General features: G+C 55.0%; 12 protein-coding genes and 1 pseudogene. 1 reads left to right on the top strand and 12 read right to left on the bottom strand.

The genetic code is table 11. The annotated features are described in order from the left end of the window. Window positions 1-56 precede the first annotated feature (56 nt). The 5 genes from LGQ10_RS30830 to LGQ10_RS30810 all read right to left on the bottom strand — a co-directional run bounded on the left by LGQ10_RS30830 (window position 57) and on the right by LGQ10_RS30810 (window position 7421). Window positions 57-3167: an HsdR family type I site-specific deoxyribonuclease gene (locus tag LGQ10_RS30830; protein WP_226524171.1), complete on the bottom strand. Its 3111-nt coding sequence runs from the start codon at window positions 3165-3167 to the stop codon at window positions 57-59. Beyond that, entirely contained in the window at window positions 3160-4359 is a 1200-nt protein-coding gene (locus LGQ10_RS30825; RefSeq protein WP_226524170.1) for an AAA family ATPase, read from the bottom strand. Before LGQ10_RS30825 ends, LGQ10_RS30830 begins: the two co-directional genes overlap by 8 nt. A 1-nt stretch (window position 4360) precedes the next feature. Further along, entirely contained in the window at window positions 4361-5566 is a 1206-nt protein-coding gene (locus LGQ10_RS30820; RefSeq protein ID WP_226524169.1) for a restriction endonuclease subunit S, read from the bottom strand. Then, window positions 5563-7125, bottom strand: a complete 1563-nt coding sequence (locus LGQ10_RS30815; RefSeq protein WP_226524168.1) for a type I restriction-modification system subunit M — start codon at window positions 7123-7125, stop codon at window positions 5563-5565. The genes LGQ10_RS30820 and LGQ10_RS30815 overlap by 4 nt, the downstream gene beginning before the upstream one ends. Before the next feature lie 92 nt (window positions 7126-7217). After that, window positions 7218-7421: a helix-turn-helix domain-containing protein gene (locus LGQ10_RS30810; RefSeq protein WP_095962098.1), complete on the bottom strand. Its 204-nt coding sequence runs from the start codon at window positions 7419-7421 to the stop codon at window positions 7218-7220. Between the two features lie 663 nt (window positions 7422-8084). Here LGQ10_RS30810 and LGQ10_RS31440 point away from each other — a divergent pair. Next, a pseudogene (locus tag LGQ10_RS31440) lies at window positions 8085-8475 on the top strand (DUF6124 family protein). A 77-nt stretch (window positions 8476-8552) separates the two neighbouring features. On the opposite strand, the gene LGQ10_RS30800 reads toward LGQ10_RS31440, so the two are convergent. The 7 genes from LGQ10_RS30800 to LGQ10_RS30770 all read right to left on the bottom strand — a co-directional run bounded on the left by LGQ10_RS30800 (window position 8553) and on the right by LGQ10_RS30770 (window position 14311). Then, entirely contained in the window at window positions 8553-8846 is a 294-nt protein-coding gene (locus LGQ10_RS30800; RefSeq protein ID WP_226524166.1) for a type II toxin-antitoxin system RelE/ParE family toxin, read from the bottom strand. Continuing rightward, entirely contained in the window at window positions 8834-9106 is a 273-nt protein-coding gene (locus LGQ10_RS30795) for a CopG family ribbon-helix-helix protein (protein ID WP_226524165.1), read from the bottom strand. Before LGQ10_RS30795 ends, LGQ10_RS30800 begins: the two co-directional genes overlap by 13 nt. 360 nt (window positions 9107-9466) lie before the next feature. Further along, a complete protein-coding gene (locus tag LGQ10_RS30790; protein WP_226524164.1) occupies window positions 9467-11500 on the bottom strand; it encodes an LTA synthase family protein in 2034 nt (677 codons plus the stop codon). Between the two features lie 49 nt (window positions 11501-11549). Then, entirely contained in the window at window positions 11550-12161 is a 612-nt protein-coding gene (locus LGQ10_RS30785; RefSeq protein WP_226524163.1) for a hypothetical protein, read from the bottom strand. Continuing rightward, complete coding sequence (locus LGQ10_RS30780) at window positions 12161-13456, bottom strand: sialidase family protein (protein ID WP_226524162.1); 1296 nt, start codon at window positions 13454-13456, stop codon at window positions 12161-12163. Before LGQ10_RS30780 ends, LGQ10_RS30785 begins: the two co-directional genes overlap by 1 nt. Before the next feature lie 43 nt (window positions 13457-13499). Beyond that, window positions 13500-14045, bottom strand: coding sequence for a cytochrome b/b6 domain-containing protein (locus LGQ10_RS30775; RefSeq protein ID WP_226524161.1), 546 nt, complete (start codon window positions 14043-14045; stop codon window positions 13500-13502). After that, window positions 14045-14311, bottom strand: coding sequence for a PepSY domain-containing protein (locus LGQ10_RS30770; protein WP_058433935.1), 267 nt, complete (start codon window positions 14309-14311; stop codon window positions 14045-14047). The genes LGQ10_RS30775 and LGQ10_RS30770 overlap by 1 nt, the downstream gene beginning before the upstream one ends. Window positions 14312-14342: the final 31 nt, after the last annotated feature.

Below are 14342 nucleotides of genomic sequence, written 5' to 3'. Positions count from 1 at the left end.
TAAATAGCTAACAAATGAAGCATATTCACGCTAAATGAAGCTCCAAGAGCTAAATTTCATATTTTCCAGACACTCCCACCCACACCTTTAAACTTCTCGACAAACGCAGCGATCTTTCGGAACACGCTCTGCTTCTTGGTTAGGTATTGTGGGTTCAGCGGGCTCATCTTGGGTAGCACGGCGTTGAGCTCTGTGCCGCTGTCGCTGGCGAACTCCCTCTTGAGAGCAGTGGTGATATAGCGTCTGGCCGCTTCTGCATTAAGGTTCTCAGCGCTAATCAGTTCCTGAGCCTCTCGTTGTTGTTCCGCTTGGGCGAAGATGAAGAAGGCGTCTATCACACTGGCCTTATCGCCAATCTGGTCAAGGTCGTTTTGATTGATGAAGTCCACAAGCAAGCTCTCTTTGGCGCGGTTGCCCAGACTTGCGCGAATCACGCGACGCACCTCATCCACTAGGTCGGACTTGCTCTTGACCTTTTTGTTGTGCTCGAAGATCAGCTCCAGGATGTAATCTAGGTTGATTTCTTGCGACTTGAGCAGGTCCACCTCAAAGACCACATCATCCCAATCGATAGTTGATTTTTCATTGTCGTTGGAGGACTTCTCCCGACGCAGCCAATCGCGAACATCGTTATAGGTTGAGCGATAGTCCTGAATTTTCCGCTCTGCCGGCATCTTAATTGTTTGCAACGCAGCCAGATCTTCATCGTTTAAATAGTGCTTGGCCTTAAATGCCTCAACTGCCTCCGGATCATTCAGGTCGACACTTTGCAAGGCCTTCAGGCTGGCAAATTCATCGTAGTTCTGCAGCACGTTCTCAACGCGCAAATACTCGCCGAACAGTTTCGCGAAGGCTTTTTTATCGGACTCTTTTTCAATGGCTGAAGGGTCAGGAAAACGCTGTTCCAACTCTTTCACCACTCCCACAAAACCGCGCCGCGCTTCACCGGTGGCCACATCGGTAAAGCCCTCCATGTATTCCTTGTAGCTCTTCTCCAACACCACATTCTTGGTGTTTTTATCTCCAAACAAGGTAATGGCGTCGATGGTCGCCTGTTCCAGGTCGCGGAAGGTAACGATATTGCCAAAGGTCTTGGTGGCGTCGAAAATTCGGTTGGTACGCGAGTAAGCCTGCATCAAACCGTGGTAGCGCAGGTTCTTGTCCACAAACAGGGTGTTCAGCGTGGGGGCGTCAAAGCCGGTCAGGAACATGCCGACCACGATCAGCAGGTCAATTTCCTTGGCTTTAACCTGCTTGGCCAGATCACGGTAGTAATTCTGGAAGCCATTGCTGTCCACGCTGAAGTTGGTTTTGAACAGCGTGTTGTAATCGACAATGGCCGCGCTCAAGAACTCCTTGGCGCTGCTGTTCATGGCAGCCACATCAAAACTTTCGTCCTGAATGTCGCCAATCGCATCCTGCTCCTCGTTGGCAGCGAACGAGAAGATAGTGGCCACCCTCAGTGGTTTTTCGCTGCTCTTCTGCAGCTCCCTGAAGCACTCGTAGTACAGCTTGGCTGCATCCACGCTGCTAACCGCAAACATGGCGTTGAAGCCTTTTGTTGCAGATTGCAGGCGGTGGGTTTTTTGCCGGAAGTTATTCAGGATGTACTGCGTAATCTCGCGGATACGGTCGGGGTGCAACAGGGCTTGCTTGTTCTCTGCTGCGCTCAGCTTTTTCTCGTCTGTCTCGGTTTCGATGGCTTTGAACTGCGGGCGCACATCGTTGTAGTCCACCTTGAACTTGAGCACTTTTTCATCACGAATGGCGTCGGTAATTACATACGAATGCAACTCCCGACCGAACACGCTGGCAGTAGTGTCCGCGCCCAGGGCGTTTTGCGGAAAAATAGGAGTGCCGGTAAAGCCAAACTGATAGAACTTTTTGAATTTCTTCTTTAGATTTTTCTGAGCTTCACCGAACTGGCTTCGGTGGCATTCATCAAAAATAAACACCACCTGCTTGTTATAGATGGGTAGGTCGCCTTCGCTTTTCATCAGATTATTGAGCTTCTGGATCGTGGTGACGACAATCTTGTTGTCGTCCTTATCCAGGTTGCGTTTCAGGCCGGCGGTAGAGTCAGAGCCATTCACACTATCCGGTGAAAAACGCTGGTATTCCTTCATGGTCTGGTAATCCAGATCCTTGCGATCCACCACGAAGAACACTTTGTCGATGAACTCAAGTTCGGTAGCCAAGCGCGCCGCTTTAAAACTGGTCAGCGTTTTGCCTGAGCCGGTGGTATGCCAGATAAAGCCGCCGCCCTCAAGCTGACTCCAGCTCTTGGCCTGATAAGCGCTGTTGATCTTCCACAAAATTCGCTCAGTGGCAGCAATTTGGTAGGGACGCATTACCAACAGCGCATTGCTAACATCAAACACCGAATAATGCAGCAACACATTGAGCAGGGTGTTTTTCTGAAAGAACGTAGCGGTAAAGTCTTTCAGGTCTTTGATCAGGCTGTTATCCGACTTTGCCCAATTCATGGTGAAGTCGAAGCTGTTTTTGTTACGCTGGGTGGTGTTGGCAAAATAACGGCTATCGGTGCCGTTGGAAATGACAAACAGCTGCAAATACTTGAACAAAGACTGCTCGCTGTTAAAGCTTTCTTTGCTGTAACGGTGCACCTGATTAAAGGCTTCGCGAATCGCCACGCCTCGCTTCTTCAGCTCCACCTGCACCAGCGGCAGACCATTGACCAAGATCGTCACATCGTATCGGTTGGCATGGCTGCCCGCTTGCTCAAACTGCTTGATCACCTGCACCTTATTACGGACAATATTCTTTTTATCCAGCAGATATATGTTCTGAATATGACCATCGTCAAACACAAAGTCATGGATATAGTCATCATGGATCTTGCGGGTTTTATCGACGATGCTGTCGCTGGGTCTGTCCAGATAGGTTTCAACAAAGCGCTGCCACTCGCCTTCAAGAAACTGCATGTTGTTCAATGCCTGCAACTGCTCGCGCGCATTGGACAGCAGTTTCGCAGGTGTGTTTAAACCAAGGGCATACTCGTAGCCCTGATTCTGCATGTCTTGAATAAACTCTCGCTCTAGGTCGCCTTCGCTTTGGTAGTTTTCTGCGACGTTCCATTCTTGGGTGTATTTGTCCAGAACGATGAAGCTATTCGATTCGGCGATGGGCTTTGTGTAATCAACCATTTTGATTTTCCTGCTGCCAAAATCTGTAGGTGCTCGCCAAGTGATTAAGCAATAGCGCGACCGTATTTTTTTCTGGCTCACTAGGCTCGGCGACGGTTTCGTGGGATAAGGTGCTATGACTGGTAAATTGAATAATAAACTTTAAATAGGTTTGTTTATCGTCAGGCAAAAGCTCCGCCCATCTTGGATAGCCCAGATAACTGGCTGTTTTCTCATACAAATTACGCAAGAGTGTAAAATGATATTTTTGCACCTGATTATCAGCAATAGCTTTCTCAAGAATTTTCTTAAGGTGCAAGTGATAGGAAAAGCTTGTATCGGAGTCACCATGCTTTTCAACCAGATCAAAGGTGCCATCCTCAAGTCGCCCCAACATGTAACAGGTTTTATTTTTTAGCTCATTATGCAGCACGTTATAAAACAGCGGACTGTGCGTTGTAATGATGAACTTTAGAGAAGATTGACTGGATTTTATCAAGCTCGCCAAGTTGACGGACAATTCAATTAAATGGTTCTCATCGAGAGAGCTGACTGGATCATCAATAAACACATATTCCAATTTATCGAACTGGTTGGTTTCTCTCTCACTAGGCTCGACGATATTTAAAATCGTTACAACTTGATCTAGCAGAGTATGGAAAACGCTCCAGATGAAGTTACTTTCTTCGCCTTTTGATATTTTGATATGACCGGTACGTTCATCGTCACCTCGCTCTAGTGAAAAGCTAACTTCAGTAAAGTCTTCGCTAAAATGCGGAGTTAGTTTGTCATTCGCATATCGCTGGAAGTAGGTAACGATGTTTCTATCTTGGCCGAGATCTTTGAGTAGAGTGAGCAGCCAGTCTGTATAAGAATTGGGCTGAATTTTTAGTTTCGGTTCTGCATCACTCTCCAGATCGTTATCCCAATAAAACAAGTCCTCGGTAAAAGCGTTGTAATAAAGGACTTTGTTGCGCGTCAACTCAGCCTGATTGGGTTCATCATCGCCCTCATTGTCATCGGCTTTGGGCGCAATCAGCTGTTTGAACTCCCGTGAAAGGCGTGTCTTGCCTGTACCATTAAAGGCATATATCAGCTGCACCTTTGGAACCGGCTTGGCTTCTTCAACCTCCTTGGTTTTTTCAGGTACAGTTTTTTTAACTGTTTTTGGTGTACTCAGTTGTTGAGCAATTTCTGTTAGCGTCCTGCTCATGTTATGCCCCCATCTCTTCAGGCTCAGGGAAGCTCAGCAGCAAATCGCGGTAATGCTCGTATTGCTGTTGGCGCAACGCAATTTCGCGCGGCAAGCCTTCCGTGATAGAGCTGGCGAGCGCGTCGAATTTGTCGAGGATGGCGACGATGCGTTCTTTTTCTTCAGGTAAAGGATTTGGAATTTTAATGCCATTTAAGTTCTTTTGATTCAGCTTCGGCTGAGCAGACCCTGAAATGTATGGCGTTAAATCAATGCTATTTAAGTAATACTCAACGTATCTTCTTTCGGCGTATGTCTCAAATTTAAGTACATGTGCGTGATTGTTTACCCAGCTTTTACCACTAACGCTAAATGCTATTGGCGTGTTTCGTGCCAACAGGTTTGCACCGTCTTCAGAAACAAGCAAAAAGTCACCATCAAAAATGTAATCTTTAACGTAATCGACAATGCCCGACGCGCCGTAGTATGGAATATTACCAACATCCCTTAGTCCACTCCTTATAGGCTTGCGCTTTGAGTCAAGGTTTTCAGCAAGCTCACCCAACGTCTTCCACTCCACGTCCCTTTCATCAAAATTCAACAACTGATCGCGATAGTAGTTGTATTGTCTTTTGCGGGCAGTAAGTTCGGCGGCAAGTTCGGCGGCAAGTTCGGAGAAAGCGTCCAGAATTCGGACAATTTCGGCTTGGATTTCAAGCGATCTCTTTGGGTTTTCCGGGCAGGGGATGGGGATTTTGATTTTTGCGAGGCTGTCACCAGATATGCGGCGAACCTTAATCCCTGTGATGTGAGGCTTCTTCTGTGTCTGAAATAGTTCGGTTTGAAAGAAGTACGACATGTACTTTGGGTCAATGGTGTGCCGATAGATGTAGGCATCCGTGCTAACTGCCACTTCCTCTTCTCCCAGCCACGCAACGGCTTTGGCTACAGCAGCATCATCCTCGCTGGTCGTGGCAATCACCAGATTGCCGGTATTTGCTTTCCGTAGGCGTTCAGCGAATTCAGGGTTAATGAACGACTTGGTTTTAACAGCCCATGTGCCGTAGTGCGTATGAATCTGGCCGTAGTGGATGCAACCAGCGCCCGACTCCGTGAAGTCCGACTTTTGTATGCCTGAGCCACGAATAAAATCTCCAATATCGCCCAATGTCTTCCATTGAACTTCGTAGCCATCCAGCAGCTTTTCCATAAAGCTCATGCTGCTCATGCCTCTAGCTCCTCGCCTTCAATCTCTGCGACGATGGCATCAATATCGATCCGAAGCTGGTCGATCTTGGCTACGGTAATTTTTAGTTCGGCATTGAGCTCACCAATATCTACCACTTCGCGGTTGTCCTTCGCTTCGACGTAGCTGCTGACGGACAGGTTGTAATCGTTGGCGGCCACTTTCTCGAACGGAACGGACAAGGCGAAGTGCTCCACATTCGCCTTGCTGTCGAACACCGCCATGATCTGGTCTATGTGCCTATCCAGCAGCACGTTGTTGTTAGTTTCCTTCTTGAAATAGTCTTTGCCGCTGGCATCAATGAACTGCGTGTTGGTGTCCGTTTTGTGTTTGGACAGCACCAGAATATTCACAGCAATGGTGGTGCCAAAGAACAGGTTGGGTGCGAGCGAAATCACGGTTTCAACGTAATTGTTATCCACCAGATATTGACGAATTTTCTGCTCAGCGCCGCCACGGTAAAAAATACCGGGGAAGCAAACAATCGCCGCGCGGCCTTTGCTTGAAAGATAGCTGAGGGCATGCAGCACAAAAGCAAAGTCGGCTTTCGATTTGGGAGCCAGCACACCGGCAGGCGCAAAGCGGTCATCGTTGATCAGGGTGGGGTCGTCCGCCCCCTTCCACTTCACCGAATACGGCGGGTTGGAGACGATGGCATCGAAGGGTTTATCGTCGCCAAAGTGCGGCTCGATCAGCGTATCACCGAGCTGGATATTGAATTTGTCGTAGTTGACGTTGTGGAGGAACATATTCATCCGCGCCAGGTTATACGTCGTGTGGTTGAGTTCCTGACCGAAAAAACCGTCTTCGATGATGTGTTCATCAAAGTGCCTCTTGGCTTGCAGCAGCAGCGAGCCCGATCCGCAAGCGGGATCGTAGATCTTGTTGATACTGGTTTGCTTGTGCATGGCGAGCTGGGCGATCAGCTTGGAGACCTGCTGTGGAGTGAAGAACTCACCGCCCGATTTGCCGGCATTGGCGGCGTAGTTGGAGATGAGGAATTCGTAAGCGTCGCCAAACAGGTCGATGTGGCTTTCGTCAAAGGTGCCAAAGTCCAACTTGGCTACACCTTTGAGCACGTCGGCGAGGCGCGCATTCTTGTCCTTTACGGTATTGCCCAGACGGTTGCTAGTGGTGTCGAAGTCCGCAAACAGACCTTTTATGTCGCGCTCGGAGGGGTAGCCGTTTGCCGAGTTTTCGATAGCGGCAAAGATGGCGGCTAGATCGGTGTTCAGGCTTTCGTTGGTGTTGGCACCGGCAGCGATAGTGGCAAACAACTGGCTGGGGTAGATGAAATAGCCCTTGGTCTTAATGGCATCGTCTTTGATATCTGCGGTGATGACCTTATCGGGCAACTCAGCGTATTTGATGCTGTCGTCTCCGCCCTCAATGTAGCTGGCGAAGTTTTCGCTGATGAAACGGTAGAACAAGGTGCCAAGCACGTACTGCTTAAAGTCCCAACCATCGACTGCGCCACGAACATCGTTAGCAATTGCCCAAATCTGGCGTTGCAGGGCGGCGCGTTGTTGGGTGCTGGTCATGGGGTATTCCTATTGATTATCTAAATGTTTGTCATTTGTTTGATGTAGTTAAGACGTCTGTTTGTGATCTGGAGCCTTGGCGGCAGCGCCATCTATGTTTGTGTCAGCTCAAACAGATCGCCTATTTGGCATTCAAACAGCAGGCACAGCCTCTCAATGGCTTCCAGATCCACTTTCTGCGCTGTTTCTTTGTAGAGCAGGGTTACCGTGGCGCGGCTTAGCCCTGTTTCTCTGGCAACATCAGCAATACGCATCTTGTGCTCACCCATCATGCGGGCGAGGTGGCAGCGGATCATGGCTGTGCCCCTAGCAATTTCTCTTCTCATGAAGCCCCGAGAGTAACACGACGTCTCTTGTAGAACGACATTTTGTTAGTCAACCTAAAATTTTACAACCCAAAGTAACTTTTTAGCGGCTTTCAACTTGTTTGTAGATTGAGCGCGAGATCAAGCCTTGGTAGGAAATCCGCTCCAGCCGCTATTCGGCAAACGCCTTCGTGGGCTATCCCCTATCCAAGAAGCTGTAACCAACCAAACCACGCCTGCTCAAACTCGGCTCGCTGTGTAGCGTGTGTTTGGTGTGGTAGATCACGCTTTGTGCACATGACGACGAATCGCTTGCCCCCTCCCAAGGACTAAAGCGATGTCCCATATCCAAAAGACCAAGCCAAGGCAACTCCCTTCCTTCCGTTAACAAATGCCTCCCCACAGCTCATCTGCCTCGACAGCTTCCACAAAACGCTCGGCAGTAAATCCGTCTGGGAACAATGAGCCTTGACTATCTTCGCCAAACACACCGGGAACAAACTCCGCACATGGCGATTGACACGAGCGTTGTCGACGAAAAGCTGATTGTCTCTGAGGCGCAACGCAAGACACCAGCCTGTTAACCTGCGAACAGCCACCACTCAATCCTTTAGCAGCGACGATGACTCCACAAGCTGTACTAGGAGATACGTCATGAAAAAACTCATTCCCATATCCCCTGTCAATATTCGGGCAGTTCAGAACCCCCGAACACGATTTCGACACCCAGCGCATTCGCTTGGCCTTGGCGGCGCATAGCGCTGAAACCTCGATCCTCAATAACCTGAAAGACACCGTACCTACGTCCGTAGGTCATCAATCCATGTTTAGTGTCCGCCCCGGCATCAATGCCGAAGAAGCGTTGGTGCATGTGTTGTTGCTGCTGGACTGTGCGGTACAGGTCAGCGATGAAATCACCGAGCGCGCCAGCGGTGTGGAGCGTGGGTTGATTTGGTCGATGATCCATTCGGTGGAGATGGCTAGAGCGGTGGTGGATTCGTTGCTGGATGCCAGTAGACCGGCAGAAAACATTCAGCAAATCTGAGGAAGGAGAAAACGGGGTAAGCCGTGACTTACCCCGTTGCCATCTAACTGAAGCGCTAAACAGCTTGCGACCAAAACTCAGTAACCGGCTTCTTTCTGATGCCGAAAGGCAAGTAGGTAAACAGCATCATCCACACGCTCATGCCGATAAAGTGCGACATAACCCGAATCACCGAACTCGATGATCAGCTCGCGCAGCTCCGGCAGTTCTGGAAAGGGACGACCGATTTCTGGGTCTTCCTCCAGTCGAGCAATTTGACGCTCAATCACTTGGGCTGCTCGTTGAGCGATCAGCGGGCCTTTCTCGACTAGAAACTGGCGACAACGCTCCAACCCTTGCGCAGCACCTTCGGTGAGAATCAATCGTGGCACTTAGGCAGCTCCGTCTCAGCCTCGGTACCCCAGGTATTGAGCCAAGCCCGAGTTTCTTGGCCGGTCAGATGCCGACCCGTTTCCTGATACGCCGCCCAAGACGCCAAGGCTTCTTGTTTGAAACCCTCACGGGCTTCCTCGCGCTCGACGTACTGCGCTATTGCTTCGCGCATAATCCAGTGGGACGAACGTTGACGCAGTCCTGCCAGATGCTGAATGCGTTTTTTTAGCTCGTCATCAATCTTGATAGAAGTGGCCATAGCCGAACCCTTGTTATCTAAAGGTATTACCTTTCGATAAGGTATCAGGCACCCAACGCAGCTGTCCATGCACCGAAAGCGCGGATAATGTCACGCAGCACCGGCCTGGGAGGACACGTGGGTAGACAGATATGTATTTAAAAATAAGCCTGATTTAACCCGTTTCCATCTAACTTCTGCTGCTCGCAAGAACAGGCTGTTCGACGACCGGCGCTTGATACAGCGCTCAAACGCCTAACCACCAGTAGCTTCAGACCTGAACTGGCTGTCTGTTAAATAGAGCTCAGGCGGTCTTGCGGCCGCCTTCGCTGGCAAGCCAGGCTCCTACACGGGCCAGCGTCACCCGATGGTTATGCGGTGTCAGCGCACGTTGCGGTAGAGCATCAACCGCGCCCCCTCATGCATTCCCCGCGTCAACTCAAGCAACCGTTCAAATTCCTGCGGATGCTCTTGCGCCACATCCTCCCGCGGGGTGCTCGACGCCAAATCATGCAACGTAGCCTCACTACCGTCGTGCTGCATCTGCAGCAGAAAATCCTTGGTCACACCGCCAATCACCGGGAAGGTCCCTTCCCTCAATACCAGCGGCACCACCCGCTCCCCCTCCGGCGCTGGCTGCTGAATATCCCGCCCCATGGCGCCATTAGTGAACGGCATCCCCGCCATGCCGGCCACGGTGGGCAGCAGGTCGGCGAGGCCGACGGCTTGTTCGATCACTCTGGGCTGCAACATCCCTGGCGCATGAATCAGCAGCGGTACGTTATTGCTTTCCAGCCCCAGCTGTTCAAACGCGGGGGCCATGTGGGGGATCTGGCTGATGCGGGTGTTGTGGTCGCCGAAGAACACGAAAATCGTGTTGTCGTAGTAGCCACCCGCCTTGGCGATCTCCATTAAACGGCCGATGTTGAAGTCCAGCAGGCGTACGGCGTTGTATTGCGCAAGGCTGCGCGAACCCGCGGCCTGGACTTGCTCCAGGGGCAGGTCCTGGGCTTGGAAGCCGTCGTTGTCCTTGGGGATGGTGAACGGGCGGTGGTTGCCGGAGGTTTGCAGGTAGGCGAAGAACGGTTGGTCCTGGGGGATGGCGCGCAGCAGGCGATCGCTTTCCTTGAACAGGTCGAGGTCGGAGATGCCCCAGACGTCCACCAGGGGCGATTGCCAGTGGCTTTCGTCGTATAGACGCACGTTGTCGATGCTTTGGCGGATCAGGCCGTTGATGTTGGCCCAGCCGGCGTTGCCGCCGATCAGGTAGAGCCTGTGGTAGTCGCTGAAGGCGTTGATCAGGCTGTGTTGCCGGGTGATCAGGGGCTGGCGGGTGGCGGTCTCTTGGCGGGTGACGTCGGGCACGCCGGTGATGCTGGCCCACACGGTCTTGGCGGTGCCGGTGACCGGGACGTAGAAGTGTTTGAAGAACCAGCTCTGGCGGGCCAGGCGGTCGAGGTTGGGGGTGGGGTTGAGCGGGTTGCCGTAGGCGCCCACGGCGCTGGTGCCGAGGGATTCGAGCATGACGAAGATGACGTTGGGCGGCCGCGGGCGGTCGATGCGGTAGGGCTGAATACCTTGTTGGCGGGTGAAGGTCAGGCTGTGCGGGTCGGGGTGGTCGACGCCGAGGTAGCGGGCCAGGGCCGAGTAGTGTTGGCGCACTTGGGCTTCGTCGTACTGGGCCTGGCCGGCCTTGAGGGTGTCGTAGAAGAACAGCACGGGGTTCAGGCCCAGGGCGGCGATCTGGCTGTTGCCGGAGAAGTAGGCGTCGCTCCAGCGCAGGGGCACGGGGTTTTCCAGGTTGAGGTTGTCTACCCGGCCCAGCAGGGCGAGGAACACGGCGACGATGCCCAGGGCGCTGACGCTGGCCAGGGGCAACCGACCAATGGCCTGGGCCGGGCGGTCGAGGGTCAGGCGTTCCAGGCGCAGCAAGGCGTAGCACCACAGGGCCAGGGCGGTGCCCCAGGCGAGGACGATCCACAGCACCGGGTAGCTTTCCCAGAGCATTTGTCGGGAGATCTGTGCGTCGTCCAGGTAGCGCAGCACCGTGGCGTTGATGCGTACGCCGAGGTAGGCGAAGTGGCCGAAGTCGATGATGTACAGCAGCCCTACCCCGCCCAGCACCAGCAGCAGGTAGGCCCGGGCCAGCCAGCGCAGGGCCGGCAGGCGCAGCAGGTTGTAGCGCGGCAGCCAGGCCAGCAGGGCCAGGGGCAGCAGGAGCAGCAGGGTCAGGCGCAGGTCGAAGCGCAGGCCGATGCCGAGGGTCTGGAGGATGGCCTCGCGCTCATTGGCAGCGCTCAGGTCGACCCCGGAAAAACCCACGGCGAACAGCAGCCGCAGCAGTGCCAGCAAGCCGAATACCAGCCCTATCGCGCCCACGCCGTAGCGCAGGCGGCGTGATTGCAACCCGCCCATCATTGACCTCTGTGTGGTGTTGTCGAAGGCCGCGGCGCGGCCTGTTGGTTTATCCGGCAAGGGGCTGCCCGCGGCTGCGGAGGACAAAGCGGCGCCACAGCCACAGCAGCAGCCCGACGCTGCCGGCGATCAGGCAGTAGCCCGCCAGCAGCGGGTCCATCAGATAGTCCCAGTAGTTTTCCGAGGGCTTGAGGCGCAGGGCAAAGGCCAGGGTGCCGGCCACCAGCATCAGCACCCCCAGCAGGTTGCGCTGCCACAGCAACAGCAGCGCCGCCAGGCCTATGAGCACAATCATCGGCCGCGGGTTGTAGCCCCAGCGATAGGGGTCGAAATAGGTCAGGCCCAGGGTCGCGGGGTACAAGCTCAGGGTCAGGCCGATAAACAGCAGCAGGACCTGCACTCGGTGTTTGCCGGGCAGCGGCGCAACCACCCCCAAGCGCCGCAGGCTGACCCAGCCCAGCAGCACCAGGGTGCTGATGGCCAGGTCATCGGTGAAGCTGCGCACATAGGCCGCCAGTGGTAGCTGGTTGAGTGGGATAAAGCTCACCAGGGCCAGCACGGGCAGCAGCCAGGGGCGCCAGGGCGCGGTCAGGCGCAGGCTGCCGAGCAGCACGAAACCCAGGAGGATAAAACTCAGGTGGGCTTGCCACAGCGACATCATCACAGGCGCTCCGCCAGCCACGCCGCGTTGAAGCTGACGTGCTTGATAAAGGTGTTGTTCCAGGAATAGACCAGGTGGTACATGCCGTCCGCCCCGCGGCTGAAGTAGGGGTATTCGTACTCGAAGTCGCAGCCCCGGGGCTTGCACACCCGGTAGTCGAGGTTGCTCAGAAAGCGCTGTTCCAGTGGCAGGCGCCGGGCGCCGCTGGAGGCGCGGAAACCTTCGCCGATGATTGCCTTGTAGGCCTCGTGGGAGAACGGCTGGCCCAGGGGATCGGGGGACTGGTCCAGTTCCACCAGAGGGCGCCATTGGCTGAGGCCGGCGTCGGTGCCGTACAGGCTGAGTTTGAAGCGCCCGTCCTGCAGGTCGTTGAGGGCCACCAGCAGGCCCTGGTGGTCGGTGCCCACCGCCGCCAGGGACGAGTTGGGGTTGGACGGTTGCAGAGGATAGGGCTCGCTCCAGGTCTGCCCGGCGTCTTCGGTGCGGCTGGCCAGGACCTTGTGGTGGGTGTCGCCGGCGTAGCGCAGCATGGCCACGGCGCGGCGTTCGTCCAGGGGCACGATGGTCGGTTGCAGGGAGTGCTTGCCGCGACTGATGCGGAATTTGTCGATCACCGCGCCGTCGGCACTGAGGTACAGGTACTCGGCGAACTTGCCCATGAACTCGTGGTACACCGGCAGGCCGATGGCGCCGTCGGCATGGAACACCGGTGCGGCGCGCACCAGGGTGCTGATGTTGAAGAACGGCGAGGTCACCAGCTGGCGCGGCGCCGACCAGCTGTGCCCGAGGTCGTCGGAGACCATCAGGTTGATGGCGCTGGTGGCCCAGCCGCCCACCGACACCGATACGTAGAACATCCACAGGCGCTGGTCCGGGCCCAGGGCGATCACCGGGTTGCCGAGCTTGCGAATGTAGCGCCCGGTGCCGTCACGGGTCGATTCCCGGGTGGCCAGCACCTGCTCGGCGCCCCATTCGCCGCTCTTGGCGTCAAAGCGTGCGCTGCGCACCTGGACGTCGGCAGCGCCTTCCCGGGAGCCGGCGAACCACACCGCCATCAGGTCGCCACCGGGCAAGGCAGTCACCGAGGAGGAATGCACGAAGTCATCCAGCTCCGAGGAGACGAAGCGGCTGGTGTATTGCGGTGTGCTGTTGGTCTTGGCCGCATCGTCGCTGACAGCAGCCTGGGCAAAAGGCGCCAGCTGGTGGGGCGGATGGCTGCGCCAGGCGGCGATGAAGACGACGACCAGCAGCAAGCTGCTGCTGAGCAAGATCAGGCGAAAGGACAGCGCACGCATAAAGAGGCCCGTGGCAAGTGCCGGTTGGGAACAAGGGAAAACGTCAGTGCCGGTCTCTGTCCGGCAAGGGCCGACGGCGGCCGGTGAGCATCGACAACGGCAGGTTGTCGCGCACCTGCACACTTTCAAAAATCGCCGCGCAGACGTGCAGCAGCACCAGCCCCAGCAGCACATCGGCGCTGGTTTCGTGCACTTGCAGCGGCCAGTCGGCGCCCCACAGGGCATCGACCTCTTCCATCAGGAAACCGCTGATGCCGATCAGCAACAAGGCCAGCAGCATCAGCAACATCACTAAAGCCCCGAGGGGCGAATGCCCCAGGCGATGCTCGGGGCGCCCGGCCAGCAGCGAGCGCAGATGCCCCGTCAGCCGCGCCCGGGTCGGCCAGAAGTCGGACCAGCGCGCACTGCGCGGCCCGACAACCCCCCACACTGCGCGCAACAGCAGCCAGGCCATGGCGTAGTAGCCAAGCCAGACATGCCAGTCGTCACCGGCCTCATTGAAGAAGTAGTTGCCGATAAAGACCCCGGCGATGGACAGGTGAAACAGTCGCACCAGCGGGTCCCACAGTCGCAGGGAAGCCTCTGGCATCAGCCTTTGATCTCGGTCTTCACTGCCTTGCCGGTGACCGGATCGTGGTAGATCTCGACCTTGCGCTTGTCCTTGTCGAAGCCGTAGATCTCGTAGCAGTTGCCGTCGGTGACCTTGAACTTGCTGATCTCGTAGCCCTGGGCCTTGAGCTGCTCCTGGAAGGCTTTCTGATCCTGCCACTGTGAACGTTCGGCGGTGGTGCACTGAGGGCCGGCGATGGCCAGGGGGCTGGCGAGAATGAGGGACAGCAGCAGGATCTTGCGCATGAAAAACAGCTCCGCAGGTGTGTGGGCCGCC

This window comes from Pseudomonas sp. L5B5 (assembly GCF_020520285.1).
GTDB lineage: Bacteria > Pseudomonadota > Gammaproteobacteria > Pseudomonadales > Pseudomonadaceae > Aquipseudomonas.
This window is presented reverse-complemented; position numbering and strand designations above follow the sequence as displayed.